The organism is Halorussus litoreus (assembly GCF_003382685.1).
GTDB lineage: Archaea > Halobacteriota > Halobacteria > Halobacteriales > Haladaptataceae > Halorussus > Halorussus litoreus.
Genome location: NZ_QLVG01000033.1, coordinates 1 through 25,943, shown reverse-complemented (window position 1 = coordinate 25,943; position 25,943 = coordinate 1). Strand labels below are relative to the sequence as shown.

The 25,943-nt window shown below is 67.1% G+C and carries 31 protein-coding genes and 1 tRNA gene; 16 read left to right on the top strand and 16 right to left on the bottom strand.

The features are described from left to right. Positions 1-37 precede the first annotated feature (37 nt). A complete protein-coding gene (locus DPQ64_RS18825; protein ID WP_157971685.1) occupies positions 38-199 on the top strand; it encodes a hypothetical protein in 162 nt (53 codons plus the stop codon). 83 nt (positions 200-282) lie between these two features. Here the strand turns inward: DPQ64_RS18825 and DPQ64_RS12030 are convergent, their stop codons facing one another. The 3 genes from DPQ64_RS12030 to DPQ64_RS12020 all read right to left on the bottom strand — a co-directional run bounded on the left by DPQ64_RS12030 (position 283) and on the right by DPQ64_RS12020 (position 2,352). Next, positions 283-1,209, bottom strand: coding sequence for a DMT family transporter (locus tag DPQ64_RS12030; protein ID WP_115864568.1), 927 nt, complete (start codon positions 1,207-1,209; stop codon positions 283-285). Between the two features lie 109 nt (positions 1,210-1,318). Beyond that, positions 1,319-1,867: a CBS domain-containing protein gene (locus DPQ64_RS12025; RefSeq protein WP_115864567.1), complete on the bottom strand. Its 549-nt coding sequence runs from the start codon at positions 1,865-1,867 to the stop codon at positions 1,319-1,321. A gap of 188 nt (positions 1,868-2,055) precedes the next feature. Further along, positions 2,056-2,352, bottom strand: a complete 297-nt coding sequence (locus DPQ64_RS12020; RefSeq protein WP_115864566.1) for a hypothetical protein — start codon at positions 2,350-2,352, stop codon at positions 2,056-2,058. A 406-nt stretch (positions 2,353-2,758) separates the two neighbouring features. Here DPQ64_RS12020 and DPQ64_RS12015 point away from each other — a divergent pair, with 406 nt between their 5' ends. From DPQ64_RS12015 to DPQ64_RS18820, 3 genes are all read left to right on the top strand, one after another. Further along, the gene (locus DPQ64_RS12015) at positions 2,759-3,019 is read left to right on the top strand and encodes a hypothetical protein (RefSeq protein WP_157971684.1); all 261 of its coding nucleotides are present in this window, start codon (positions 2,759-2,761) and stop codon (positions 3,017-3,019) included. Between the two features lie 140 nt (positions 3,020-3,159). Continuing rightward, positions 3,160-3,510 (top strand): DUF7344 domain-containing protein, encoded by a 351-nt coding sequence (locus DPQ64_RS12010; RefSeq protein WP_115864564.1) that lies wholly within the window; start codon positions 3,160-3,162, stop codon positions 3,508-3,510. 1 nt (position 3,511) lies between these two features. Continuing rightward, on the top strand, positions 3,512-3,658 hold the full coding sequence (locus DPQ64_RS18820; protein ID WP_157971683.1) for a hypothetical protein: 147 nt from the start codon (positions 3,512-3,514) through the stop codon (positions 3,656-3,658). Positions 3,659-3,790: 132 nt separating this feature from the next. Here DPQ64_RS18820 and DPQ64_RS12005 read toward each other — a convergent pair. Then, positions 3,791-3,944 (bottom strand) — tRNA-Met (locus DPQ64_RS12005). 209 nt (positions 3,945-4,153) lie between these two features. On the opposite strand from DPQ64_RS12005, the gene DPQ64_RS12000 reads away from it, so the two are divergent. After that, positions 4,154-4,582: a DUF5830 family protein gene (locus DPQ64_RS12000; RefSeq protein ID WP_232820568.1), complete on the top strand. Its 429-nt coding sequence runs from the start codon at positions 4,154-4,156 to the stop codon at positions 4,580-4,582. A gap of 36 nt (positions 4,583-4,618) precedes the next feature. Here the strand turns inward: DPQ64_RS12000 and DPQ64_RS11995 are convergent, their stop codons facing one another. Continuing rightward, positions 4,619-5,899, bottom strand: a complete 1,281-nt coding sequence (locus DPQ64_RS11995; protein ID WP_115864563.1) for a DUF7115 domain-containing protein — start codon at positions 5,897-5,899, stop codon at positions 4,619-4,621. Between the two features lie 382 nt (positions 5,900-6,281). On the opposite strand from DPQ64_RS11995, the gene DPQ64_RS11990 reads away from it, so the two are divergent. From DPQ64_RS11990 to DPQ64_RS19275, 7 genes are all read left to right on the top strand, one after another. After that, positions 6,282-6,929 carry a TVP38/TMEM64 family protein gene (locus tag DPQ64_RS11990; RefSeq protein ID WP_115864562.1) on the top strand — a complete coding sequence of 216 codons (648 nt, stop codon included), beginning with the start codon at positions 6,282-6,284 and terminating at the stop codon, positions 6,927-6,929. A gap of 37 nt (positions 6,930-6,966) precedes the next feature. After that, entirely contained in the window at positions 6,967-7,152 is a 186-nt protein-coding gene (locus DPQ64_RS11985) for a hypothetical protein (protein ID WP_115864561.1), read from the top strand. A 145-nt stretch (positions 7,153-7,297) separates the two neighbouring features. Beyond that, the gene (locus tag DPQ64_RS11980; protein WP_157971682.1) at positions 7,298-7,849 is read left to right on the top strand and encodes a PGF-CTERM sorting domain-containing protein; all 552 of its coding nucleotides are present in this window, start codon (positions 7,298-7,300) and stop codon (positions 7,847-7,849) included. A gap of 4 nt (positions 7,850-7,853) precedes the next feature. After that, positions 7,854-9,359: a molybdopterin-dependent oxidoreductase gene (locus DPQ64_RS11975; protein ID WP_115864559.1), complete on the top strand. Its 1,506-nt coding sequence runs from the start codon at positions 7,854-7,856 to the stop codon at positions 9,357-9,359. Between the two features lie 37 nt (positions 9,360-9,396). Beyond that, a complete protein-coding gene (locus DPQ64_RS11970) occupies positions 9,397-9,672 on the top strand; it encodes an ArsR/SmtB family transcription factor (protein WP_115864558.1) in 276 nt (91 codons plus the stop codon). 51 nt (positions 9,673-9,723) lie between these two features. Further along, complete coding sequence (locus tag DPQ64_RS11965; protein ID WP_115864557.1) at positions 9,724-10,011, top strand: hypothetical protein; 288 nt, start codon at positions 9,724-9,726, stop codon at positions 10,009-10,011. A gap of 71 nt (positions 10,012-10,082) precedes the next feature. Next, positions 10,083-10,223 (top strand): hypothetical protein, encoded by a 141-nt coding sequence (locus tag DPQ64_RS19275; RefSeq protein ID WP_198662117.1) that lies wholly within the window; start codon positions 10,083-10,085, stop codon positions 10,221-10,223. 87 nt (positions 10,224-10,310) lie between these two features. On the opposite strand, the gene DPQ64_RS19850 is transcribed toward DPQ64_RS19275, so the two are convergent. From DPQ64_RS19850 to DPQ64_RS11950, 3 genes are all read right to left on the bottom strand, one after another. Beyond that, positions 10,311-10,400, bottom strand: coding sequence for an HVO_2523 family zinc finger protein (locus DPQ64_RS19850; RefSeq protein WP_303645983.1), 90 nt, complete (start codon positions 10,398-10,400; stop codon positions 10,311-10,313). 143 nt (positions 10,401-10,543) lie between these two features. Continuing rightward, positions 10,544-11,845, bottom strand: coding sequence for a hypothetical protein (locus DPQ64_RS11955; protein ID WP_115864616.1), 1,302 nt, complete (start codon positions 11,843-11,845; stop codon positions 10,544-10,546). A gap of 211 nt (positions 11,846-12,056) precedes the next feature. Then, positions 12,057-15,179 (bottom strand): adenosylcobalamin-dependent ribonucleoside-diphosphate reductase, encoded by a 3,123-nt coding sequence (locus DPQ64_RS11950; protein WP_115864555.1) that lies wholly within the window; start codon positions 15,177-15,179, stop codon positions 12,057-12,059. 394 nt (positions 15,180-15,573) lie between these two features. Between DPQ64_RS11950 and DPQ64_RS19270 the strand changes: the two genes are divergently transcribed. Beyond that, on the top strand, positions 15,574-15,750 hold the full coding sequence (locus DPQ64_RS19270) for a hypothetical protein (protein WP_198662116.1): 177 nt from the start codon (positions 15,574-15,576) through the stop codon (positions 15,748-15,750). Positions 15,751-16,049: 299 nt separating this feature from the next. On the opposite strand, the gene DPQ64_RS11945 is transcribed toward DPQ64_RS19270, so the two are convergent. The 7 genes from DPQ64_RS11945 to DPQ64_RS11915 form a co-directional block, all read right to left on the bottom strand. Continuing rightward, positions 16,050-16,733, bottom strand: a complete 684-nt coding sequence (locus DPQ64_RS11945; RefSeq protein WP_115864554.1) for an aminodeoxychorismate/anthranilate synthase component II — start codon at positions 16,731-16,733, stop codon at positions 16,050-16,052. Continuing rightward, positions 16,730-18,493 (bottom strand): anthranilate synthase component I, encoded by a 1,764-nt coding sequence (gene trpE, locus DPQ64_RS11940; RefSeq protein ID WP_115864553.1) that lies wholly within the window; start codon positions 18,491-18,493, stop codon positions 16,730-16,732. Before trpE ends, DPQ64_RS11945 begins: the two co-directional genes overlap by 4 nt. Beyond that, the gene (locus DPQ64_RS11935) at positions 18,490-19,212 is read right to left on the bottom strand and encodes a phosphoribosylanthranilate isomerase (RefSeq protein WP_115864552.1); all 723 of its coding nucleotides are present in this window, start codon (positions 19,210-19,212) and stop codon (positions 18,490-18,492) included. Before DPQ64_RS11935 ends, trpE begins: the two co-directional genes overlap by 4 nt. Continuing rightward, positions 19,209-20,213, bottom strand: a complete 1,005-nt coding sequence (trpD, locus tag DPQ64_RS11930) for an anthranilate phosphoribosyltransferase (protein ID WP_115864551.1) — start codon at positions 20,211-20,213, stop codon at positions 19,209-19,211. The genes DPQ64_RS11935 and trpD overlap by 4 nt, the downstream gene beginning before the upstream one ends. A gap of 288 nt (positions 20,214-20,501) precedes the next feature. Further along, a complete protein-coding gene (locus DPQ64_RS11925; protein ID WP_115864550.1) occupies positions 20,502-21,416 on the bottom strand; it encodes an RNA-guided pseudouridylation complex pseudouridine synthase subunit Cbf5 in 915 nt (304 codons plus the stop codon). 3 nt (positions 21,417-21,419) lie between these two features. Continuing rightward, the gene (cmk, locus tag DPQ64_RS11920; protein WP_115864549.1) at positions 21,420-21,995 is read right to left on the bottom strand and encodes a (d)CMP kinase; all 576 of its coding nucleotides are present in this window, start codon (positions 21,993-21,995) and stop codon (positions 21,420-21,422) included. A gap of 602 nt (positions 21,996-22,597) precedes the next feature. Then, the gene (locus DPQ64_RS11915; protein ID WP_115864548.1) at positions 22,598-23,527 is read right to left on the bottom strand and encodes a DUF106 domain-containing protein; all 930 of its coding nucleotides are present in this window, start codon (positions 23,525-23,527) and stop codon (positions 22,598-22,600) included. Positions 23,528-23,642: 115 nt separating this feature from the next. Between DPQ64_RS11915 and DPQ64_RS11910 the strand changes: the two genes are divergently transcribed. Continuing rightward, positions 23,643-24,068, top strand: a complete 426-nt coding sequence (locus DPQ64_RS11910; protein ID WP_115864547.1) for an SHOCT domain-containing protein — start codon at positions 23,643-23,645, stop codon at positions 24,066-24,068. Here DPQ64_RS11910 and DPQ64_RS11905 read toward each other — a convergent pair. After that, positions 24,065-24,709, bottom strand: a complete 645-nt coding sequence (locus DPQ64_RS11905) for an adenylate kinase (protein WP_115864546.1) — start codon at positions 24,707-24,709, stop codon at positions 24,065-24,067. The two genes, DPQ64_RS11910 and DPQ64_RS11905, sit on opposite strands and share 4 nt — an antisense overlap. Positions 24,710-24,905: 196 nt before the next feature. Between DPQ64_RS11905 and DPQ64_RS11900 the strand changes: the two genes are divergently transcribed. Both DPQ64_RS11900 and DPQ64_RS11895 read left to right on the top strand, forming a co-directional pair. Beyond that, entirely contained in the window at positions 24,906-25,361 is a 456-nt protein-coding gene (locus DPQ64_RS11900) for a hypothetical protein (RefSeq protein WP_115864545.1), read from the top strand. A gap of 72 nt (positions 25,362-25,433) precedes the next feature. Then, a complete protein-coding gene (locus DPQ64_RS11895) occupies positions 25,434-25,907 on the top strand; it encodes a hypothetical protein (RefSeq protein WP_115864544.1) in 474 nt (157 codons plus the stop codon). The last annotated feature ends 36 nt before the right edge of the window (positions 25,908-25,943 follow it).

Sequence of the window (25,943 nt, the reverse complement as noted above, 5' to 3'; positions counted from 1 at the left end):
GAACGAGCAGCCCCAGCCCCAGCACGGAGAGTGCGGGATGAGACAGCGACGCGACGCCGAAGAAGTAGAGCGCGCTGTTCGCGGCGACGACCGCCAGCCCGACGGCGAACAGCGCCGTCGCGAGTCGAGACCGAGCGGGCTCGGCCCCGCTGCGTTCGGGCGTCGGGCGGGCGAACTCGGTTCGGCGTTCGGTCATTGAACCGTGGTGTCTGGCCGGGCGTCAAAGTCTTTCTGGAACGGCAGTCGCCGGTGAGCCATCGCCGGCTTCGGGCCTGGGGCGGCTCACCGGCGACTGCCCGCGGTCCGGAGGCGGGGGAGTTCGCGGGCCAGCGCCTCGTGTTTGACCAGACAGAAGCCCGCGAAGATTATCACGAAGCCTGCGACCGTCGGGAGAGTGATTCCCTCTTCGAGGAACCACCAGCCCGAGAGCGCGGCGAACACGGGCGCGACGTAGGAGACGAGGTTGATCTCGATTGGGCCGAGCCGGTCCAGCAGGTCGAAGTAGACGAGGAAACCCAGCGCGCTCGCTGCGATGGCGAGGTACGCGAGCGCCCAGATGGCCTCCGGCGTCCACTCCACGGCCGCCAGCGACTCGGTCGGCCGAGCGACGCTGGCCGCGTGCATCAGGACCGCGCCGAGGAGCATCGACCACGCCTCCATCGTCTCGATGGGGAGCTCGGCGTCGATGCGCCGGGTGAGCACGCTCCCGAGCGCAAACGAGGCCGCGGCGGCGAACACCAGCGCCTTGCCGACCACCTCGGTCGCGAGCAGGTTGTTCGGGTCGGGGTTGCTGAGTACGACCACGCCGACCAGTCCGAGGAACAGCCCCGCCAGTCCGGTGGTCGTCAGTCGCTCGCTCGGCAGCAGCGCTCTGGCGAACCCGGTCGTGAGGACGGGGCTGAGGCTGACCACGACCGCGGCGACCGCGCTCGTGGCGTACTGCTGGCCGACGAACAGGAACGCGTGGTAGCCCGCGATCATGAGCGCGCCGCCGACGAGGACCAGCGTCCACTCGCCCCGGCCGCGAGGCCGCCACCGGTCGACGGCGTAGGCGGCGTAGCCGAGCATCAGCACGCCCGCGATGTCGTACCGAATCGCGGCGAACAGCACGGGCGGGAAGTAATCGAGCCCCGCCTTGATGGCCATGAACGCGGACCCCCACACGGCGGCCAGCGCGACGAACAGCGCGGCGTTCCGGTATCTACTCACGATAGCACTCGACGCCACTCACGCCTCAACGTTTCGGAGCGGGCCGAAGCTTGCCGGTACTCCGGATAGCGACGACCCGGAGTGGGGAACTCAGATTCGAGCGGTGGGGTCAGGCTCCGGTCTGGGCTGCCCGCCGCTCGTCCCGAACGGCCCGAAGAACGTCCTGTCGGGCGACGATACCGAGGAGTCGGCCGTCGTCGTCGACGACCGGCAGCCGGTTGATGTCGCGCTCGTCGTCGGCCAGCACGTCGAGGATCCGGTCGAACTCCTCGTCCGGGCGGATCGTCACCACGTCCTCGGTCATGACCGTGCTGACCGGCTTGCCTGCGTGCTTGAGCAGGTCAAGTTCGGTGTCGAGGGCATCCCACGAGAGGTCGATGGCGTACTCCAGCGTCTCGAGGAACGGCGGAAAGCCGACCGGAATCCAGAGAGTGCGGTCGCTCGGCTGGAACAGGTTCACGAGGTCGCGCTGGGTGACGATGCCGACGACTCGGCCGCCGCGCCGGTCGTCCGACTCGTCGCCGGACTCCGCTTCGACCGGTTCGACGACCGGGAAGCCGTTGAAGTCCGTGCGTGCGAGTCGCGTCAGGACTTCGCTTACCTCGTCGTCGGGGTGGACCGTCTCGACGTCCGTCGTCATCAGATCGCTGGCTCTCATGGTCGAAGCCTCGGGGTCTCGACCCGTATCCTTTCCGGTACTCCGCTGAGAGAGAAACGGCTCGACGGCCGGTCAGCATGATTCGAGAGGATCGAAATCGGGGCGGACCGAGAGGGCGAAGAAATAGGGAGGACCGAGAGCGAGAAGGGCGGAGGGCGGGCCGAAGCGAAGGAGGAACGCGAGGGGACCTACTCGCGCTTGTGGTCGTGACCGGCCAGCAGGGCCGCGACGTTCAGCGCGAGCAGACCGACGAAGGTGAGCAGTTCCGCGTTCGAGGAGATGCCGGTGAACAGCAGGGGGACGTACAGGAACGGCAGCGCGATTGCCACCCAGAAGCCGACGACTTCGACCGGCGTCGTGAGCGTGTGGTCGCGGTACCGTTCGTACAGCGAGGCGAGTTTGGCTCGCCCGCCGGTGGTCTCACCGGCGTCGGCGGGGGAACCGATGGCGGACTTGTTTTCGTTTTGGAGGGTGGATTCGGGCATGGGTCGTCTCGACCTCGATGCATGCTATGACAGGAAGGGTCATATAACGGGCCGAGCGTTAGCGCGAGTTCATCACAGTTCATCGTGAACCGACGCGAACCGAAACGTTTCACGACGGCTTCTAATCCTATTATAAAATTTAAAGCGCCATCTGGGCGTTTTTCTACCGGGTAAATTACACGTATAAATGCCGCCGTACCGGTTCACGACGAGCGGTAATCAGGCGTTGCCTTCGTTCGAACAACGGGAGCCAACTCCGTGCTGTCGGACTCGGACGGGAGACGAAAGCGCTCGAACTGGGGCAGTCCGAGCGTTCGCGGCGATCTCGTTCGGCCGACCTCAGCCATCGTTGGAGACCAATCTCGCGGGGGAAAATCACGAGTACGAGCGCCGACTACGTCCGACCATGCGCGAGCGAGCGGACTGGATGCGTCCGGAGGACGACCACCTGCTCGCCCTGCTTCGGGCCGGGCGCAAGGACACGCTCAACGCCATCGCGGGCCAACTACCCATCCCGCGAGAGCAGGTCGCGCAGCGTTGCCGGACGCTGGCTGCCCACGGGCTCGTCGACCACCTCGGAAGCGACATCTACACCATCAGTTCGCTCGGGAGAGCGTACCTCGACGGCGACGTGGACGCCGACGACCTCGGCGAACCAGACACGTGACTTGGTTTCCCTTCGAGTTGCAACGACTGAAACGGTCGCAAGCGACCGAAACCACCGGGAGTGACGGGGGCGTTTACGTGGCCGGTGTGAGTGGACTGAAGTAGACGCGGGAGCGCCCCGCAACGAACACCACCTTTACCATGACCACCGAGACTACCTTCGACCTGTTGGGAAATCCGGTCCGGCGGAACCTCCTCGCCATTCTCCGCGAATCGAGTTCCATCGAACGAGACCGACTGACGGCGACGCTGGCGGCCGAAGCAGGTGACGCCACCGGCTTCGGAGCCAGTGAGGGTACCGAGGAGGCCCGTCACAGGATGCGCATCGCCCTGCACCACAACCACCTCCCGCGACTCGCCGACGCCGGACTCGTCACCTACGACGAGGAGACGGTGACCGCGACGAATCGGCTGAAAGCAGTCGCCAGCCTTCTCCACTCGCCCGACGACCGGCGGACGACCGGCGACGAAGCGACGCCCGCGTCGATCTGAGATGGTCGTTCACGCACTGGAGTGTACCGACTGCGGGAGAACGCGAGTCGGACGGGACACCGACGACGGCGTCTCGCCGGTCAGAGACGCGTGTCCGGACTGCGGAGAGACCGAGTTCGTTTCGGTCGCCGCGAAGCGCGGGAACTGAGCCGAGCGCTCGTCGTTCTTTCCGTACTGTGTCGGATAGCGAGAGAGCAGTTTCGCCCGACGAGCGTCCCGTTTTGCGAGCGACTGACCGAGTGTGACGAGACGTGACTGGGCATAACAAGCTTCGGTAGAATGCCCGGGGAGGGCTCCGAACCCTCGATCTCCGCATGTCCCAGGTTCGAGGCTCGGCGGGCCTCGCGGACATGAGGAGGCTTCCAAGGCCTGAGTTGTCGCCGAATCTCAGAACCCTATGAGTGCGGCGCTATGTCCAGCTAAGCCACCCGGGCGCGGTTCATCGTAGGTGGGTGGCGGTCTTTAAAGTTCTCATCTACCGGCGGCGCGCCACCGCGACGCATGGTGGTTTTCGGGCGAACACGAGCGGGGCAAGGAGCATCGCCGAGTGATCGCTCCGGCCTGCCGTCGCCGCGAGACTCCCGGAACCTCCAGTTCCGCCGTCGGGCAAGTTTTAATCCGCCGCGCGGGCGACTTCGACGTGATGGCAGAGGACGCCGACTCAGCGGACGCCGACCCGGCAGGTGTCGACGCGACAGATGTCGACCCTGCGGGCGACGACGCCGACCCCGTCGCGGTGGGCGTCGAACTCCTCTCGAAGCTCGAACAGCCCGAACTCAGCGTCGCGGAGGCGGTCGACCGCATCGAGACGATCACCACCCATCCCGCGACCACGCGAACCATCCTCGACGAAGCCGAAAAGCGCGGCGTCATCGAGCGCGAGCAGGGGATCGTCCGGCCGACCGGCGGCGGCTACGTCAGCTTCCAGAGCGAGGTCGTCACGAAGGAGGGCGACTTCTCCTGTCGGCGGTGCGGCGCGAGCATCTCGAAGGGCCACTTCATCAAGCTCGACGCGGCCGAACACGGTCCGTTCGGCCCCGAGTGCGTCCGGAAGGTCACCGGGCGAGATTGACGACGACACGTCCCACGAACACCATCGGCGGACTCCTCACCGACCGCGGCTGAGCTCGTCCACGAGCTGTTCCAGGGTGCGCTGCTGTTCGGCCAGCAGTTCGTTCTGGCGCTCGACCGCCGTCGTCAGCGCCTCCAGCTGGGCCTCGGTGTCGTCGCTCTCCAGTTCCGAACTCGCGGACTCGAAGCCGGAGTCCGCGAAGCCGTTCCCCGACTCCGATCCATCGCTCGCTCGGGGCTCGTCGCCCGCACGCGAGCCATCGTTCGTTCCGCCCGTGTTCGCACTACCGGTGCGAGCCGCGTCTGCACCGTCGGCGTCGACGATGGCAGCGTCCTCCGCGCCAGCGTTCTGGTCCGCGCTCGCGTTCACGCCTGCGTCCGCGTTCGCATCCGCATTTGCGGTCGTATCCGTACCCGCGTTCGCATCCGCATTCGCGGTCGTATCCGTACCCGCATTCGCGTCTGCGCTCGCGTCCGGGGCCGACCCCGCGCCCGCCTGCTCGCCGGTCGTCACGCTCGCGTCGTCCTCGACGATAGCGCCGTCGTCGTCGAGTTCCGGCGGGTTCGCGTCGATGGGGTCGACGCCACCGGCCAGCGGGTCGGCGGTCTCCTCGCCGCTTCCGGCGTCGCCGGTCGACCCGTCGCTGTCGGCCGAGTCCGCGTCGTCAGTCGATTCGGCGTCGGCGTGCTCCCGGGCGAACGCCTCGTAGGAGTCCGCGCCGTGGTACGCCACCAGCGCGCGCTCGATGCGTTCGCGAACCTCTCGGGTCTGGTCGCTCGGCGTCTTGATGCGCTGGGGGCGACCGCCGCTCTCGACGATGATCTGGGAGGAGACGCTGCCCTCCTCGACGCCGAGGCTGGTCACGTCGCCGAAGTGGTACTCCTCGTAGTCCTGGTCCCAGACCGCCGCGCCGACGTGCTTGACCACGCGCTCGCTGGTGATGACCAGCGTGAGCTCGCTGAACTGGTAGGTCTGCTTGACGGTCTCCTCGGCGGTGGTCACGCCCGCGGCGTTGAGCACGCCCGCGAGCACGGGGTGGAGCGCCTCGTACAGGCGGTTGCTCGGCACCTTGAACTTCTCGTCACCCTCGATGCCGTAGTCGAGTTCGATAGCGGACTTGCGCCGTCCCTCCGAGATGGAGATGCGCTCGGCGTCGTGGGGGTACTCCTCGACGGACTCGTCGCTGAGGAGTCCGTCCGCGCGGTAGATGAGGGTTCGGGTCGGAGTCACGAAGAGGCCGTCCTCGCTCCCGAGGGGGACCTGCGCCGCGACCTGTTCGCCGTCGAGCCGGGACTGGACGATACCGGGAACGCTCATGCTCAGGTATGATTAGGCCCCCGGCTTAAATCCGCCGGGTAAGCCTCGCGACATGTCCGCCCAAATTCCGGTTCGCATTCGATGCTGCGAACGCATCTCACCGGGCGGTGTTCGGATAGGAGCGACTAGTTCTCGGTTTCACTCGGTGAATCAGCCGACATCCCTGGCGGACTGAAAGGGCGAGGCGCGCTCGCGCACCGCTTGGTCGTCTCAGCGACCCCTATCCGAAGCGAGCGTCAGCGAGCGGAGGAGATGTCGCTGAGCGACCGCGGCGCGCCGAGGGCTTTCGAGAACGTCGTATCAACTCTACCTGATTTTCTGAACACTATCCTCACGCACCGAACCCAAAAGAAGTTACCCAGGGGCCGAAAACCCACCTCCGATGACCGGGTTCGCGCGCAGGCAAGCAGTCGGGCTGGCCCTCGTCGGCGTCGTCGCGGCCGCCAGCCTGCTCGCCGGCCCGGACCTACTCGTCCGGCCGGCGCGCGAGCTCGCGGGACGACCCGTGCTGTTCGGCGCGCTGCTGGTCGGCGTCTACCTCGTCCGCCCGCTGTTCGCGTGGCCGACCTCGCTGGTCGCAGTGCTGGCGGGCTACGGCTTCGGCCCCGTCGCAGGCGTCCCCGTCGCGCTGGCAGGCACGACCGCGAGCGCGTGCCTCCCGTATCTGGCGGCGCGCTACGTCGGCGAGGGGTCGGGGCTGGTCGCGCGCCTCGGCGACACGGGCGAGCGCTTCTTCGCGGCGACGGGCGACCTCCGCGGGATGGTCGCCTCGCGGCTCGCGCCCGCGCCCTCCGACCCCGTCTCTGCCGCGGCGGGGCTGTCGGGGGTCCGGCCCCGAGCGTTCGTCGTCGGCACCGCGGTCGGCGAAATCCCGTGGACCGTCGCGGCAGTGCTCGCCGGGAGTTCGCTCGACCGGCTCTCGACCGCGGGACTGTCGGCGGTGGGCTGGGAGCTGCTGGTCGCTGCGGGCGCAATCGCGGTCGCGCTGCTCGCGGGGCCGGCGTACCGCGCGGTGACCACTCGCCGATGACCTGTTTTTATCCGTCGCGGGTGTGCGTTCGGAACCGATGGACGCCGAACTGAAGCGGTACCTGAACGTCATCGTCGTACTGCTGTGCCTGATCGTCGGGCTTCTGGCGACGCTGCTCTGGGCCGTGACCGACGTGACGCCGTTCCTGCTGTTCGTCTTCGCGGTCGTCGGAGCGATGCTGGTCGGCTGGGTCGCGTGGCTGGTCGCCGATGCGTCCGCGTGACGGTTCTTCGATGCTGTTCGTCGGTGTGCTGGAACTTCCCCCGTTCGAAATTGGAATAGAGTTGGAAGAGACTCGCCACCGACCCGGAACGAAGTGGGCGAGAGTTCGAAAAACTCCTTTTAGGGCGGCTATCGCCCGTGGAGGTATGCGGCTCGCAACTCCGATTACGATGGTGCTGGTCGCGCTCGCCGTCCTCGTCGCGCCTGCTCCCGCGCAGGAGACGACGACCGAGTGCGAGACGACGATGGGCGACGGGATGAACGAGACGACCGAGGGAGTGATGGGTGAGACGACCGAACGTATGGGTAACGACTCGATGGGGGACGATTCGATGAGTGATTCGACGAACGAGACCACGGGGATGGACGGCGAGAGCATGGCCGAGACAACCACCTGCGCGGACGGCGAGATGAGCGACGACTCGATGGGCGATGACGGAATGACCGAGACCACCGACGAACTGGACGGCGACTCGATGGACGACACCACCGACGCGATGGGTGACGACGGGATGGACGGTGACTCGATGGACGAAACGACCGACGCGATGAGCGACGACGGGATGGACGACACCACCGCGATGAACGAAATGAGCGACCAAACGACCGACGAGGAGTCGAGCGCGTTCGTGCCCGGATTCGGCGTGGCCGCGGCGCTCGTCGCGCTCCTCGCCGCGCTGTACGTGGCACGGGAGTGATACTGTGCGCAATCCACTCGAAGCCATCACGGTCGCGGTCGCGGCGGGCGTCGCTGCGCTCGCGGGATCGTACGCGGCCGCAGGACTGACGCCGGCGTTCGTCGCCGCGCCGATCAGCGACGTCGTGGTCGCCGCGACCCCCGACGCCGTGGTCACGTGGTCTATCCAGACCCTCGGCGACCTCGGCGCGCAGCTCGGATTCCTGCTGGCGCTCGCGCTCACCGCGGGGCTGTTCGCGGTGGCGAGCGCGGCCGGCGCCGCGCTCGCCGACCGGTTCGACGTGAACCCCTCGCCGGTGGTCGCCCTCCTCTCGGTGGCGGTGGGACTCGCGCTCACGGGCGCACTCCTCTCGACGCTGGCGGCGGGTGCGGCCGCAGGCCTCGCCGTCGCCGTCGCGAACTGGCGCGCCGGAGCCACCGGCGGTTCCGCCGGTGGCTCCGGCGCGCCAGCCGGGGATGGCCGTGGGCGCAACACGCGGCGGCGCGTCCTGCAGGCGCTCGCGGGAGCAGTCGGGATCGCCGGCGCTGGCGCGGTGTTGGGCTCCCGGCGGAACGACGACAGCAACGCCGCCCCCGAGACCGACGGCGAGGTCGACGAGGAGGTCCGCACGCTGCTCGACGAAGCCGACGGCAAGAGCCTCGGCGTCGAGGGCATCGAACCGCTCGTGAGCGAACAGTTCTATCAGGTCGACATCAACAACGTCGACCCGAACGTCGCGCGCGAGGACTGGACGCTCAGCTTGACCGGCGCGGTCGACCGGCCGATCGAGTTCGACTACGACGACCTCACCGGGATGACCGACTCGATAGAGCGGCGGTTCGTCACCTTGCGGTGCGTGGGCGAGGGGCTCAACGGGAAGAAGATGGACACCGCGCTCTGGACCGGCGTGCCCGTGATGGACCTGCTCGACGAGGCGAACCTGAACGCAGACGAGAACTGCTGTGTCATGTTCCGGGCCGAGGACGACTTCTTCGAGGAGTTCCCGCTGTCGGCCCTCCGGGACGGCTTCCTCGCATTCGAGATGAACGGCGAACCGCTCCCACGGGGTCACGGTCACCCCGTTCGGGCGCTCATCCCCGGTCACTGGGGCGAGATCAACGTCAAGTGGCTCACCGAGATCGAGATTCTGGAGGAGGAGGCCGACGGCTACTGGGAGCAGCGCGGCTGGCACGGCACCGGGCCGGTCGAGACGGTCGCGAAGCTCCACACCGTAAACCACCTCGACGGCGGCGAGATACAGGTCGGCGGGCACGCCTACGCGGGCACCCGAGGAATCGAGCGAGTCGAAGTTTCGACCGACGGCGGCGACTCGTGGACCGAGACGACGCTTTCGGAGCCGCTTCCCGGGACCGACGTGTGGCGGCAATGGGAGTACACCTACGAGGCAGACTCGTCCCACGAGGTGGTCGTCCGCGCGACCGACGGTGAGGGCGAACTCCAGCCCGAGGAGGAGCGCAACGCCTTCCCGAGCGGGCCGACCGGCTGGGTGTCGAGGCGTGTCGAGCCGTAGTTATAAGTCGCGACGCTGTCAACAGCGAATCCAGCCGATGGACAAGGCGCTCTGGTATCTACTCACGGCCACGCGCGGCGGAGAGAACCGCGCGCGCATCATCCGTGAGCTGTCCGAGCGCCCGCGAAACGCCAACCAGCTCGCCGAGGCGCTCGACGTGCGATACAAGACGGTCCGCCATCACCTCGACATGCTGGACGACCACGGCGTGGTCGAGCCCGGCGACAACGAGTACGGCAAGCTGTACTTCCTGACCGACCAGTTCGAGCAGCACCGCGAGGCGTACGAGGAGATTATGGAGCACATCGAATGACATCGAGTAGACTGAACGCCAGGGACGAACGAACGAGAGGGGCACGATAGCATGAGCACGATACAGTTCGCCAGCGGAATCGCGGTCGTGAACATCCTCCTGCTCGGCCTGCTGACGGCCGTGTGGGTACGCAACTACCGCAAGTTCCGCACGCAACTGCTGCTCGGACTCGTCGCGTTCGGAGCCGTGCTGCTCGTCGAGAACGTGGCGGCCATCTACTTCTTCTTCAGCATGAAGATGCTGTACTCGGGCGACCCGACCGTCCAGCAGGCCGTGCTGGTGCTCCGCGGGCTACAGTTCGTCGCGGTCGCGTTCCTGACGTGGGTGACGATGAAGTAGTCGGTGTCAGGGATTCCGCCACTTCTCCGACTCGCCCTATCCTATTTCCGTGCGGCTGGCGAACGGGGCGTATGCGCTCCTCGACGATCCTCGTCGCGGTCGGCCTCCTCCTGATCGTGATCCCCATTCCGGTGCTTCCGCCACTGGTCGGCACGATAATCGGCACGATTCTGCTACTTCTGGGCCTCTTTCTCCGGTTTCTCGGCGTCTGAGACGCGAGAGCAGCTCACTCTGCGAAACAAATGCAGCCCGAACCCGCGGAGTTACCCTCGAACGGTCGGGAGCACCACCGACAGCGCTCAGTAGAACGTGTCCGAACAGTCGTACACCACGCCGTGTTGCGGGCAGACGTACTTGCAGTGCCGGGAGTACATCGGCTCCTCGCAGATAGGACACGGGCGACCGCCCTGCTCGACCTCGGACTCGTCGGCGCGTCCGCCGGACTCCTCGCTGCGGCCATCGGACCCTTCAGCGCGTCCGCCGCTCCGGTCGCCCACCTCGCTCATGGAAGCCAGTCCCACCGCGAGCGGTATCAACCCTTCCCTCGCCGCCCCGCATAGACCAGCAGATAGCCCCCGCGAATCCACAGCGCAGCAGCCACGCCCACTGCCAGCAGGTGGATCTCCGACACCCAGTACGGGAGCGCGACGACGTGTCGCGCTCCCGCCAGCAGGGTCGAGAGGACCGGCACTCGGCGGTCGGGAACCCCGGCGTCGGCTTCGCCCGAGACGCCGTGGGGTGACACTGCCGCGCTCTCGCCGTGGGGCAGACGGTCGGCCTCGTAGGGGAGCGACGGCACCGCGTAGCTCGCGACCGTGGTTCCGTTCTCGTCGACCTCGGCCACGCGGTTGTTCCGGCTGTCGGTGATCAGCGTGTGGCCGTTCGGCAGTCGGTCGGCGTCCCGCGGCCAGTCGAGTCGGATATCGCCCACCGTCGCTACCGACCACACGGGTTCCCACTCGCCGGTACTGTCGTTCCGGTGGAGTTCGACCACGCGGTGGTTCTCGGAGTCGGCCACGAGCACCGCGCCGTCGCCGAGCCAGTGGGGGTTGTGTTGCTGGTTCAGCACGTCCTCGTCGCCGTCCTCGTTGACCACCTCGACCACGCCCTCGCCGCGCTCGACCACCAGCAACTGGTTCTCGTTGCGGATGGAGACGAGAAAGCGGTCGTCGCCGAGGGAGTCGGCGTCGTTGAGGTGGAGCCAGTCGACCCGGGTCGGGTCCGCGGGCGGGTCGTAGAACTCGCTGGCGTTCCACGTCCACTCGCGGTCGCCCGTCTTCGGGTCGAGGACGAAGATGCTCTCCCATTCCATGTCGGCCACGAGCACGTTCCCCGACGGTAGCATCTCCGCGTCGTGGACCTCGCTGTCCTTGCGAGTGCGGACCGGGTAGCTCCACTGCCAGACGACCTCCGGGTCCGGGTCGGAATGGGCGGTTGCTGAGTCCGGACTCGACTCCGAGCGCGCGGGCGGCGAGTTCGAGCCGGGGTCGATGATCCGAACCCCGGTTCGCTTGCACGGCGGCTCGTACGGCCCGCAGTCCTCGTAGCCACCGGCGGCGAACGTCGCCAGCACCGAGCCGTTGTCGAGCTTCTGGACGTTCTGGTAGCTGATGATGTCGCCGATGCTCCAGCGGACCTCGCCGTCGGCGTCGAGGGCGGTCACGTTCCCGTTCGGTCCCGGCCCCTGAACGCCGACCAGTATCTCGGTCCCGTTCGCGTCGCCCGAGGCGGTGTTCACGTCGGGTGCGAACGCCCAGCCCACCCCGAACGACGCGACGAGGACGAGCGACCCGAAGACGACGAACGCGATCCCGCGTCGGGACGCGTCGTTCACCGGTCGCCCTCCCAGCCCCTCCGAATCGAAGACCACGAACGTTCGGTCGGTCGCGTGGACCGACGGTCGCGACGGGTCGGAGTGGCTCGCATGGACGGCATGACGGGCCGAATACGCCGTCGTCGTATCTACCAGTTCCGGCCGACGCGCCGCTCGCACGAATCCGCAAGTGTGAGAGCGGAACAAAAGAACAGTCGGTGTTATCCGACAGTCAGCACTCGGACCAACCGCAGTTGTTACAGGTCTTACATCCTTCCGAGTACTCTAGGGACATGCTGTTACAGCTCGGACACTCCGGATTTTCGCCGGACGCGATGAGTTCCTGCTGGTCGGCGTCCTGCTGACTGGCCGCCTGCTGGTCGGTCTTCTCGTTCGCGACGGCTCCACCGTCGGTCTGGGTCCCGGCCTCGGTCCCTTCGACCTCGGTGAGGTTCTTCTGCTGAGGGTAAGCCTTGTTCACCTCGCCGTCGAGGTAGCGGCGCAGCGCGGTGCCGATGGCGTCCGGGATAGAGTTGATCTGCTCGCCCTTGTCCCACGCGACCTTCGGGCTCCGGATGCCCTGGAGTTCGTCGGCGATCTCCTCGGGATCGACGCCCGACCGAAGCGCGGTCGAGATGGTCTTGGCGAGCGACTCGGTGAACGACGCGGTGAAGCCGCCGGAGTTGCCGATGTTGGCGAACAACTCGAACGGCCGGCCCTGGTCGTCCTCGTTGATGTTGACGTAGAGCTTGCCGTAGCCGGTGTCGATGCGCTGGGTGATGCCGTGGAGTACGTCCGGCCGCGGGCGCTTCTCGGGGTACTGGCCCTGGCCGTCCTCGCCGTCAGCGACTTCGAGGATGGACTCGACCTCGCGGTCCAGAGCGGCCTGGACCTCCTCGTTGTCGAGGAAGCCCTCGATGCCGTCGAAGACCTCCCGAATCTGGGAGACGAGCGCCTCGGCGGCCTCGCTCTCGTCGGCGAACTCCTTGTTGTCCGCGCGAGTCGTCAGGACCTGCTTCGAGCGGGTGCCGTCGCGGTAGACGGTCACGCCCTTGCCGCCGTTCTCGTATATGTACTCGAACACGTCCCGCATGTCTTCCTCCGAGGCGGAGTGGGGGAAGTTGCAGGTCTTCGAGATGGCCGAGTCGACGCCCTCCTGGCAGGCACACTGGACCGCGGCGTGGTCCTTGCCCGAGAGGTCCGAGGTGACGACGAACAGTTCGCCGATGGCGTCCGGGACGGTGTCGAGCCCCTCGACGCCGTCGAACTCGTTGTTCGCCATCTGTTCCTGCGCTTCCTTCTTGACCGACGTTACGTCGACGTCGTTGTCCTCCAGCGTGCGGAGGAAGTAGTCGTCGAACTCCACGAGCATCTCGTCGCCCTGCACGTCGTCGGAGACGTTCTTGTAGTAGGCGACGTTGTAGATGGGTTCGCAGCCGCCCGTGGTGTTACCCACCATCGAGGTGGTCCCCGTGGGGGCGATAGTGGTCGTGTTGTGGTTCCGGATCGGGAAGCCGTCTTCCCAGTCGTCGGCGCTCAGGCCGGTCTGCTTCTCGAACCACTCGCGGTACTCGGTAGGGTCGGCGTACTTCGACTTCTCCCACTCGTCGAACGTGCCGCGCTGCTCGGCGAGTTCGTGGGAGGTCCACTTGCTCTCGTTGTTGATGTACCGCATCAGCTGGCGCGCGATCTCGTTGCCCTCGTCGCTGCCGTACTTCACGCCGAGCTGGATGTACAGCTGGGCCAACCCCATGACGCCGAGGCCGATCTTGCGCATCTCCCGGACCTTCTGTTCGATCTTCTCGACCGGGAAGTCCGACATCGTGACGACGTTCTCCAAAAAGCGTGTGCCGAATGCGATGCGGTGGTCGAACTCGTCCCACGCCATCGCCTCCGAGAGGAAGGCGTCGACCGCCTGCTCGAAGTCGTCGTACTCGTCGCCGTGCTCGTCGTACCAGACCCGCCAGTCGGGCGCGTCTGTGTCGGCCAGCGTCGAGAGGTTGATGTGGCCGAGGTTGCAGGCCTCGTACTCTTCGAGGGGCTGCTCGCCACAGGGGTTCGTCGCCAGAATTCGGTGGTCGGGATGCTCCTCGACGTCGAACGAGTGCTCCTTGTTGACCCGCTCGAGGTAGATGACGCCGGGCTCGCCGTTCTCGTGGGCACCGTCGACGATGCGGTCCCAGACGAGTTCGGCGGGCACCGAGAGTTCCTCGCCGACCTCGACGTGCTCGCCGAGGTCGAACATCTCGTAGAGTTCCTTGGTGTGCTCGGTCGCGACGTGGGCCTCTCCGGTCCGGGGGTTTGTGAAGGTGAACTCCTCACCGTTCTGGACCGCCTCCATGAAGTCGTCGGTGACGCCGACCGAGATGTTGAAGTTCGAGAGGTGGCCCTCGGCGGCGTTCCGGAGGTGCTTGGGCACCCGTCCCTCGTCGTCGATGAGTTCGCGGGCCTCGCCGAGCGCGTCCTTGAACGAGTTGTGGGTGTAGTCGTCGGGGTCGTTGAGCCGGAGGGTGTTCGCGAGGCTCACGTCCTTGTTCTTGGCGTGGATGAACTGGATGACGTCCGGATGCGAGACGCGCATGACGCCCATCTGGGCACCGCGGCGCGCGCCGCCCTGCGCGATGGTCTCGCACATCTGGTCGTACGTGCGCATGAAGGTGATGGGGCCGGAGGCGATGCCGCCCGTGCTCCCCACCGCGTCGCCGTACGGCCGGAGTTGCCAGAAGGCGTACCCCATGCCGCCGCCCGACTGGAACACCTGCGCGGCCTCCTTGGCGGTCTGGTGGATGTCGTCGATGTCGTCGGCCGGCGAGTCGACGAAGCAGGCAGACAGCTGCTGGAGCTCGTCGCCTGCGTTCATCAGGGTCGGCGAGTTCGGCATAAAGGAGAGGTCCTCCATCAGCTCCTCGAACTCGCCGCGCACGTCCTCGACGTGGTCGCGGACCTCGTCGGGGAGTTCCGGGACCACGGTGTCGTACGAGAACTTGTTGACGTTGTACACCGAGAGGGTCGTCTCGGCGTCGTCGTCGACGGTGGTCCCTTTACCGAACACCTCGCCGGCGAGTTCGTCGCGGCGGGGATGGTCGGGCTTGAGCTGGTCGGGCGTGACCGTGATCTCCTCGTCGCGCTCGTCGGCCTCGTAGACGGCTTCGGCCAGCGCGATGTTCTTGGCGACGCGGGGGAACAGGTCCTCCTGCTCCTCGATGTGGTCGCCGTCGGCGTTCTTCCGGAGGTATCGGGCCGGGAGAATGTTGTGGTACGCGTTGTCGGTCAGCCGGTCCGCCAGCGTCTCCCCCTCGGTCCGCTTGATGGGCAGCGTGAGTTCGTCGGCCGTGAGTTCGCCCGCACCGCTCATACCTCGGTCACCCCGCGCGTCTGTCCGTCGATTTCGGCTCCCGTGAGTAGCGTCTTGGGAATCATTCGTGACGAAGATTGCATTCTGAAGCCACCGGTATAACCTTTGCTGTGTTGATTGCACTACTTCAAATTGAGTTGTATTGTGATGCCTCTGCTCGGAATTGACCTCGCCGTAGCCCGAACTCCCACGCCGGAACCACGGCTGTTCGTTGTCGGTCACTAGTAGGGTCTGGCCCCTAATAAGAGTATCCAGACCGCGGTGAAAGTGGTAAGGCAACCGCACCGGAACGCCGAAAGTCTCGAATCACCCCGTCGCCTGACGCCGATTTTCGGATTCGGTAGCCTGTCCCTCGGCCAATAGGTTTACGGTGGCCGAATCGAGTGGATGCGCCATGAACGTCGTACTGCTGGGACTGCCCGCCACGCCGCTCGGGCAACTGCTGGTGGGACTCGTCGCGCTCGCGCTCGTCGTCCTCGTCGGTCGGATCGTCCTGAGCGTGGCGTGGAAGCTCGTGTGGGTCGCCATCACCGTCGTCGGCGCGGTGTACGCCGCGGGCGTCCTGATGTAGGTCGGTCGAGAGCGCCTCGCCGACAACCGAGAACGCCCCGGCAATTTTGGTTCGGTCGCGCGAGCGGTGCGCGGCGCGGAGCGCCGCGGTAGGTGAGCGGCGGAGCAGCGAGCCAGCGAGTGTGACCGCGGAAGACGTGGGTTGGCTTCCGGCGGTCGCGGGCAGGTCGCTGGCGAGTCAGTCAGCGTAGGCGACTCCGGGTACACCGTCTCGGGCAGACGGCAATTCCGACGCACCTCGTGACCGCCAGTCCGACTACCGGGAGGGCTGAGCCAAACATCGACTGTCGAGAAACGCGTCTACGCCACGCCGTCGAGGAAGTTCCGGATCACGTCGTGGCCCACCGCGGTGAGCACGCTTTCGGGATGGAACTGCACGCACTCGATGGGATGGTCGCGGTGGCGCACCCCCATCACGAGTTCCTCGGACTCGCGTTCCTCGGACTCGCCTCCCTCGCCCGACGAGTCCTCGCTCGCGTCGCCCACGGGGACCGCGTGCTCGGTCGTTGCCGTCACCTCGAAGCAGTCGGGCACCTCGGTCGCGACCAGCGAGTGGTAGCGCCCGGCGCGGAACCCCTGGTCGAGTCCCGCGTACACTCCGCGGCCGTCGTGGGACACCGGGAACGCCTTGCCGTGGATGGGCTCGGGCGCGCGCCCGACCGACCCGCCGTAGGCGTACACCGCGGCTTCGAGACCGAGGCAAACCCCGAGCGTCGGCACCTCGGGGCTCACCTCGCGGAACACGTCGTTGGTCACGCCCACGTCCCGGTCGTTCGCGGGGTGGCCCGGCCCCGGTGAGACGACGATGGCGTCCGGGTCGGCTGCGCGCACGTCCGCCAACGAGGCGGTGTTCCGGACGATCTCGGTGTCGGCGTACTCGCTGGTGTACTCCACGAGGTTGTACGTGAACGAGTCGAAGTTGTCCACGAACAGGACGTTCAGATCAGTCCGCGAGACTGACTCGGCGTTCGCACTCGCCGTCATCGACCCACCTCCGCGGCGTCCGGTTCGTCGGCCGGGTCGTCGGATTCGGACTCGGAGCCAGAATCGGACGCTGCCTCGTCCTCGATCCGGTCGAGCGCCGTGAGTACCCCGTCCATCTTCTGCTCGGTCTCCTCGTACTCGGCGGCTGGGTCGCTGTCGGCAACGATGCCCGCGCCGGCCTGCACCGTAATGCGATCTCGCGCGGAGTTATCCACGTCAGCCTCGCGTTCGACCGTCGCGGTCCGGATCACGATGGCGAAGTCGGCGTCGCCCGACCACGAGTAGTAGCCCACGCCGCCGCCGTAGAGGCCGCGGGGGTCGCGTTCGAGGTCGTCGATGATCTCCATCGCGCGGATCTTCGGCGCGCCCGAGAGGGTGCCGGCCGGGAACGCGGCACGGGTGGCGTCGAACGCGTCCAAGTCGGGCGCGAGCCGTCCCGTCACCGTACTCTCGATGTGCTGAACGTGGCTGTACTTGAGCACGTTCATGAACTCGTCGACCGAGACGCTGCCGGCCTCGCTCACCCGGCGCACGTCGTTGCGCGCGAGGTCCACGAGCATGGTGTGCTCGGCGCGCTCCTTGCCGTCGGCCAGCATCTCGCCCGCGAGCCGGCGGTCCTCGACTGGACTCGATCCCCGGCGGCAGGTGCCCGCGATGGGGTTGGCCATCACCTCGCGACCCCGGACCGACACCAGCGTCTCGGGGCTCGCGCCGACCACGGTCAGGTCGTCGTAACCGAGCAGGTACATGTACGGCGAGGGGTTCACGTCCCGGAGCGCCGCGTAGAACCCCAGCGGGTCGACCTCGCCCCGCAGTTCGCGCTTCCGGGAGATGACGCCCTGATAGATGTCGCCGTCGAGGACGTGCTCCTTGGCGGTCCGGACCGCGTCCTCGTACTCGTCTCGCGGGCCAGCGCGCTCGCCCTCGCAGGCGAACCCGCCCGTCTCCGGCGAGTCGGCGTCCCGGAGCAGATCGGCCACTCGTTCGGCTTCGGCTCGAATCTCGTCGTACACCGCGTCCGGGTCGTCGTCGACCCCGACCAGCGGCGTGAACACCAGCGAGACGGTCCCCGAGCGGTGGTCGAACGCTATGGTCTTCGTGTTCAGGACGAACTGCGCGTCCGGGAACCGCGACTCGGGCCGCTCGCGACCCACCTCGTCGAGCCACATGTCGTACACCGCGTCGTAGGCCAGAAAGCCGACCAGTCCGCCGTCGAACTGCTGGCGGTCGCCCCCGGGGAAGCCGCGCTGCTCGGCGTCTGGCATCGCGGCCCGGACCGCGTCGAGCGCGCCGCCAGCAGGAGCGCCGGCCGGGCCGCCGTCACCTCCGTCAGCAGTCACGTACTCGGCGGCCCGCCCGCCGAGCGACGCGACGGAAACCTCGTCGGGGTCCACGGTGACGACCGCGTCCGGGTCGTAGCCGACGTACGAGTACCGGGCGTGGCGGTCGCCCGACGTCTCGGGAGAGAACGCACCGTCGGGGTCGCTGGAGGCGGTCTTCTCCGCGCTTTCGAGCAGGAAGGCGTACTCGGAGGACTCGGCGTCGGTCGAGCGTCCGGTCAGCGCGGCGTACGCCGACAGCGGGGTCGCCTCGGCGTCGAGTTCGGCCTCGACTCGGATGACGGCCGGGTCGTCGCGGCCGGCGAGGTCCGCGAACTGCTCGCGCTCCAGCGTCAGGCTGGCGGGGCCGCTCGTCGTCTCGTCGGAGGCCGTCCTCGCGGAGTCAGTGTCCGTCGTCACGTCGTCGGCGTCCCCCGTCATGGCGTCGGGGGCCGACGCGCTCGTCTGGCGTTCTCCACGAACTCGGCGACCGCTTCGGGGTCCTTCCGGCTTGGCGAGGCCGACTCGGCGTCGGCATCGGACTCACCACCGTCGCAATCCACGCCCTCGCGCTCGACGCCGCTCGCCACGTCGACCGCGAACGGTGCGACCGTCCCCACGGCCTCGCCGACGTTCTCGGGCGTCAGCCCGCCGGCGAGCACGACCGGCGAGTCGAGGTCCGCGGCGACCGCGGCGGTGCGCTCCCAGTCGTGGGTTCGACCGGTGCCGCCAGCGCCGTCGTCGTCGACCGAGTCGACCAGCAGCGCGTCCGCGACCTCGTCGTACTGGCGGGCGCGCTCCGGGTCGCTGGCGGCCACGGTCTTGAGGAGTTGGGCGTCCACGCTCGCGGTCAGGTACGCGAGGTCGCCGGCCGAGAGCTCGCCGTGGACCTGCACGGCGTCCGGGTCGATGACGTTTGCGAGTTCGACCACTTCCTCGGGCGTCTCGGCCATCGTGACCAGTACTGTCGTCACGAACGGCGGGACGCTCTCGGCGAGCGCCGCGGCGGTCTCGGCGTCGATCTCTCTGGGAGAGTCGACCGGCACGTCCACCAGCAGGCCGATTGCGTCCGCGCCCGCCTCGACGGCCACCCGGAGGTCGGCCGGGCAGGTGATCCCGCAGACCTTCACCCGCGTCGCGCTGTCACGGGCCTGCGTCATGCTGTCACGGTCCGCTGGAGTCGTTCGAGCTGGTCGGCGGCCCCGCCGTCGTCGATGGCCTTCGCGGCGAGCTCCGCGCCGTCCTCCAGCGAGTCGGCCTCGCCCGCGACGTAGAGCGCGGCCCCGGCGTTCGCAAGGATGATGTCGCGCTTCGCGCCGGTGACCTCACCGTCGACGATGCCCTGCAGGTCCGCGGCGTTCTCCTCGGGGGTCCCGCCAGCGACGGCCGATACGTCGTGGCGGTCGAGCCCGAGATCGGCGGGCGCGATAGCGTACTCCTCGATGTCGCCGCCCCGGACCTCCGCGGCGGTGGTCTCGCCGTGGACCGCAATCTCGTCCATGCCCGAGCCGTGGACCACCAGCGCGCGCTCGACGTCCATCTGAGCGAGCGAGCGCGCGAGCACGGGCACGAGGTCGGGGTCGTACACGCCGACGACCTGGGCATCTGCGCCCGCGGGGTTCGTGAGCGGGCCCAGCACGTTGAACACGGTGCGCATCCCGAGCTCCTTCCGGGGGCCGATGACCGCCTTCATCGCGGGGTGGAACACCGGCGCGAGCATGAACCCGATGCCGTCGTCCTCGATGGCCGACTCGACCGCGGGCGGTTCGGCCTCGACCTCGACGCCGACCTCTTCGAGCACGTCGGCGCTTCCGGACGACGAGGAGACCGAGTAGTTGCCATGCTTGGCGACCGGGACGCCCGCGCCGCTGGCGACGATGGCACTCGTGGTCGAGACGTTGATGGTGTCGTAGTCGTCGCCGCCGGTCCCGCAGGTGTCGACCAGCGGGGAGCGGTCGGGGTCGATGGTGCGCGCGGCGTCGGCCATTCCCTGGGCGAACCCGGCGATCTCGGTCTCGGTCTCGCCCTTCGCGCGGAGAGCCGCCAGCAGCGCGCCGATCTGGGTCTCGGTCGCACCCTCGAAGACGGCGGTGGCCGCCTCGCGGGCTTCGTCGAGCGAGAGGTCCGCACCGTCCGTGACGCGTTCGATATAATCCTGCATTGTGTGTCACCAATGTACGTCTTCGTCTTGTGATGAACACAATCGTACATCGACTTAAAGGTGTCGGGGCTGTGCAGTTGACCAGTTCAGAGAAGCGCGGCCAATCGTCTGTTTCGAGCAGTGGGTCGATCCACACCCCTGGCAGACTGAACGGGCCAGGGCTTTCGAAACCACAGAATCAGCGCAACGGGCCTGTCTGAATACTACTCGCGTAGTTCGCTCTCATCGCCAGTGGCGAAGCAAGCAGAAATCAGTCGGCACGGATACGGTGCGGTTAGCGTCTGCGTCTCAAACCAACACGCGCTCTAGCTCCACCACCACGCCCTCCTCGGCGTCGGCGTCACCGACCATCGTGCCGAGACAGACCGCGGCCCCGTCCGGCGTGAGGCAGGCCACCAGCTGCCCCTCGTCCGCGTCCTCGACCTCGATGACGCCCGGCGCGTACACCTGCGCGCCCTGCGCGACCTGCTCGGCCGCGCTCGGCGCGACGGTCACCGCGGGGAGGTGGTCCAGCGCGCGCTCGGCCGGACTGACGACCTCTCGGAGCCAGTCGTCTTCGTCGTCTTCGCGCCAGCGGGCCAATCCATCGGCGAAGTCCTCCATCGTCACGAGGTCGGTGTCGTCGAAGGGGTCGGTCGCGGTCCGGCGGAGGTCGCCCATGTGCGCGCCCGTGCCGAGCGCGAGGCCGAGGTCGTGACAGAGCTTCCGAATGTAGGTCCCGCTCTCACAGCGGATGCGGACGAGTGCGCGCCGGTCTTCGACCTCCAGCACGTCGAGGTCGTAGATCTCCCGGACGCGCAACTGGCGGGCGACCGCGCTCTTTCGCGGCGGCTTCTGGTACAGCGGTCCCTCGAACTCCGCGGCGATGGCCTCGACGTCGGCCGGGGCGCGGTCGTGGAGCTCCAGCACCGCGACGTACTCTTTCGCGCCTTCGAGGAACACCTGCGAGAGCCGGGTCGCGGTGCCGGTCAGCATCGGGAGACAGCCCGTCACCTTCGGGTCGAGCGTCCCGGCGTGGGCGGCCTGCTCGACGGGTTCCGCGTGGCCGTCGGCCCGCTCCACGGAGGCCATGGCCTCCCTCGCGAAATCCCGCACCCACCCCGCGACCTGGTGGGCCGAGGGGCCCGGCGGCTTGTCGAGGTTCACGACGCCGAAGGCGAGCAGTTCGGCCGGCGACCGTTCCTCGGGAGGTCCGCGGAGCATGGCTCAGAAGTCGTAGTCCACGTCGACGGGGTACTTGCCCTCGTCGACTTCGGGGTCGTAGTCCTCGACGGCGGTCACGAGCATGTCGAGCACCGCGTCGGCGTCCCACCGCGCGGTGTTGACCGAGAGGTCGTAGATGGTGAGGTCGGTCACGTCGATACCGTAGTAGTCGAGATACCGGTCGGCCTCGCTGCTCTGGCGGGCCGCGCTCTCCTCGCGGGCTTCCGAGACGGGCTTGCCCTCGCGGTCGGCCACGCGCTCGGCGCGCACGTCCAGCGGCGCGTCGAGCCACACCCGGAAGTCGGCCTGATCGCCCGCCAGCCAGCCCGCCAGTCGGGATTCGAGCACCACGTCGTCGCGGTCGATGGCGACGTCCTGCAGGCGACGGTCGAGGTCGCGGTCGATCTGGTCGTTCTCCTCGGCGAGTTTGTTGAACTCCAGCGGCGTGTACCCCCGTTCGTCGGCGAGTTCGCGGAAGATGTCCCCGCCGCTGACGTGGTCGAGCCCGAGCGCGTCGGCGAGATTGGAAGCGGTCGTGCTCTTGCCGCTTCCGGGTGGTCCGGAGACTGTAATCAGCATATCTTCCCTCGTCGGCGAGCTATGAAAGGGGTTTTGAACTTCCCCGGGTGCGACGGCGGCGGGTTGGGTACTCTCTGCTCCGGATTTTCGGACCGCGTGGGCTGGTGGGACTTCCGGATAAGTTGGACGAAATTGTCTCTCCACTGGCTGCGCTGGCTCATCTTTCCACCCGGCGTGTGCGGACGCGACCTCCGTGTCGCGCCAAACCGCGCGAGGGACGAGCATCGCAGGCCGAAGGCCGAGAAGCGCAGGAGGTTGGGGAGGTCTGAGGCCCGTGCTGTGCGGTCGCAGTGCTGTGCGGTTGCGGTCTCTCATATGCCTCGGCAGTAGCTAGCTTCGCAGTCTCGATAAAAAACGAATCGACCGTGAAGCTAGCTACTGCTTGAGCCTCGGCGTGACCGCACAGCACCGCCCCGCGACCGCACCGGAGCCTCGACCCTCCCCAGCCTCCTGCGTTGCTCGTTTCGCTGTGCTGACTCGTCCCTCGCGCGCGTTGCTCGCGCGCCGGGATTTCTGGATAACGGAGCGAGAGTCGGAGAGAGAACCAATATCGGACAGAGGACTGAAAGAAAAAGCCACCGAGAGAACCGACGAATCCGAATCTACGTCGGCGTCGTCTGGATGTTCAGCGACTTCCGGATGATCTGGGAGAACCCCATCGAGCAGAGGAAGTACCAGACGATCCAGAGTTCCATCGGCCCGACGACGCCGGTGCGCCACGTCGCCTCACCGATCAACGGTGCGACGATCTGCCACTCGGCGTCGGGGATGTGGCCGCCGAACACCTTCCAGTAGATCCAGAGGAAGACGGGGATGGTGAAGAACATCGTCCACACCATCGGGCGGAACTGCTCTTTGAACATGCCGAGCTGGTCGCCCATCGCGTCCATCTGCTCCTCGCGGATGCGCTCTATGGCCTCGTCGTCGCCGCGTTCCTTGGCCTCCTTGCGCTTTTCCTGGATCTCCTTCATCCGATTCTGATACATGCTCATCTTCTCCATGTCCATCAGATTCGCCTGAAGGAGCGTGGTGAACAGCCCTGTCACCAGCGCCAGTACCAGCACGATAACGTAGAACGGTAACACCTGATCGAGCGGGCCGACGAAGAGGTTCACGAAGCCGCCGACCGCGTTCCGGATGGGCGTCTGGGAGTAGCCGAGGAACAGCCCGATAGAGCCCAGCCCGGCCAACTTGTCCCACGTGGTCCACGACGAACCGTCGTCGTCGATGTCCTCGACGTCCAACTCGATGTCGGTATCGGTTTCGCCGGTCGAGATGGTCGTGTTCGGCTCGTCTTCGAGCGCGGCCACGACCGCGTCGGGGTCGGCGAGTCGGAACTCGTCGCCGTCGCTTCGGAGGACGTCCTTCTCGATGAGCCGGCCCCACTGCCCGCTCGAAAGCTCGTCGTTCACGTCACCCCACGCGATCTCGTCGGAGCCGCCGCCGGTGCGGTCGTAGACGACCGCCAGCGCGTCGCTCATCTCCTCGTCCTCGGCGATGAGCGATTCGATCTTGTCCGCGGTCCGTGCCATTGTGCTGCGTTGGGACTTCCCGGTTAATCAACTTTCGCTATCGAACCGTAGTGGCCACCCACGCGCCGGGCAGAACCCCCCTGAATTATCTGTCACCGAATCTAACCCATCTCTCATGAACGATGCGCTCGACGGGGGCGAGTCCGAGTCGACACCCAAGATCGTGATAGCGGGCGTGGTCACGACAGTCGTGGTTTCGATACTCGCCGCCGAAGCGCCGGCGGTGCTATTCGTGCTCGCCATCCCGCTGGCCGTCCTCGCGGTCGTCGTCCCGCTGCTGTGGTTCTTCACGCAGACCGGGACGTTCGACGGCCTCGTGGGGTCCGACTCCGAACTCGACGACGACGAGGCGGCGCTCGAACGGTTGCGGCGGCGCTACGCGGACGGCGACCTGACGGAGGATGAGTTCGAGCGTCGTCTCGACCGACTGCTCGAGACCGAGACGCTCGAAGACGCGAAGCAGTACCGAACGGACGCCGGACGCAGAACGGACGCGGGAGGCCGAACTGGCCGGAAGCGCGATCAGGAACTAGAACGTTAGGCGTTCGACTCGATGGCCTCGCGCACGTCGGCCCACACCTCGTCGGGCGTTCCCTCGCCGTCGACGCGCGCGAGGTCGCCCTCGTCGTCGTAGAACTCCACGACCGGCGCGGTGTTCTCCTCGTAGACGCGGATGCGCTCGCGGGCGGTCTCCTCGGAGTCGTCCTCGCGCTGGTAGAGGTCGCCGCCGCACTCGTCGCAGACGCCCTCCTCCTCGGGCGGGCTGAACTCCACGTGGTAGGTCGCGCCACACTCTTCGCAGACGCGGCGGCCGGTCAGGCGCGCGACCAGCACGTCCTCGTCGACGTCGAGGTACAGCACCACGTCGAGGTCGGTGATCTCCGAGAGGTACTCGGCCTGATCGAGGTTGCGCGGGTAGCCATCGAGCACGTAGCCGTCGGCCTCCTCCAGCGCGGTCTTGACGATCTCGTTGACCACGGGGTCCGGGACGAGTTCGCCCTTGTCCATGTACTCGCCCGGCGTGTCGTATTCGAGGCCGAGATGGCTGATGTCCATGCCCTTGTTCGACCGGAGCGCGTCCCCGGTCGTGACGTGCTCGACGCCGAACTCCGAGACGATGTTGTCGCTCTGGGTTCCCTTCCCTGCGCCCGGCGCACCGAGTATCAGAATGTGCGGGTTCATGATTCGACGTGCGGTGCCCACGTTTAAAGCTTTGAAGAAAGCGGACAGGAAGCGCGAGCTAAACTCGCGCCAGCACGCGCCGAGGTGGAAAGACATACCGACCAACCGAACAACACCTGCAGCAGCGAATCACGACTCTCCGATTCCATCACTCGCGTCCGGCATCCTTTTTCAAGCCCGGTCGAGTACCACCTGTATGACCAGATTCGACGCCGACAGCCCCGAGGACCGCCAGAAGCTGTTCGCGGAGGGCATCGCGGCCCACCGCGAGCGGGCGAGCGCGTTCGTCACGTTCGAGGCCCACCGGGACGCGGCCGCTGGCGAGGAGTTCGCCGATGCAGCCGAGGTCGAGGAAGCAGGCGAAGGCGACGATGAAGACGACACCGAGCGAGCCCCGCCGTGGATCCAGTTCGGCGACGGCGTCTGCAACCTCGACTGCACCGACGAAGAGCTAGAGGATCTGAAGCGCCTGCTGTCGGAGTTCCCGGCGTTCAAGGTCGACGAACTCAACCGTCCCGAGGAGACCGAGGGGGTCAACGTCCGGGTGTCGGCGCTGGCCGACGCCAACCGAGTCGCGCAGTTCGTCGAGCGGGCGTTCCGCGAGGTGTACGACCAACCCGAGACGTTCCGGGCGTGGGTCACCGCGGTCTGAGTACCCCGTCGAAAGGGTAGTCCGAACGCGCGTCACAGGATTTATTCCGAGCGACCGCCACCGTGCTGAGACATGACTATCGCCGAGGACATGTGCTCGATCACCAGCGAACACGCCGGGAGGAAACTCCGGTACTTCGTCCGGGCAGATCCGGAGAACGGGAATGGCAACGAAGGCGATTCTATCTCGGAGCGCGATCTCGACTCGACTGACGCTCCGGGCTCGGAAGTCGCCGCCGACCAGCAGATCGAGGTACTCCACCTCCGCGAGGACCTCGACTGGACCCGGCGTCGCCAACGCGAGGTCGAGTCCGAGCTCCTCGAACTCGTCGCCAGCGAGAGCTACGAGGCGCTGATGAACGCCGAGAACGTCAACCAGATCATCAAGGTCGCCGACGACAAGATACTATTCACCGGCTTCGTGGACGACGAGGTCGTCGTGGCGTCGTTCGAGCGGGGGATCCTCCCAGTACTCCCGACCGTGGTCGACGAGTTCCGGAGCTACATGCGCGAGCGTGACGTGTCGTTCATCTCGCTCGACATGTAGCTCGCGGTCGGGGGGGGGGGGGGGGGGGGGGGGGGG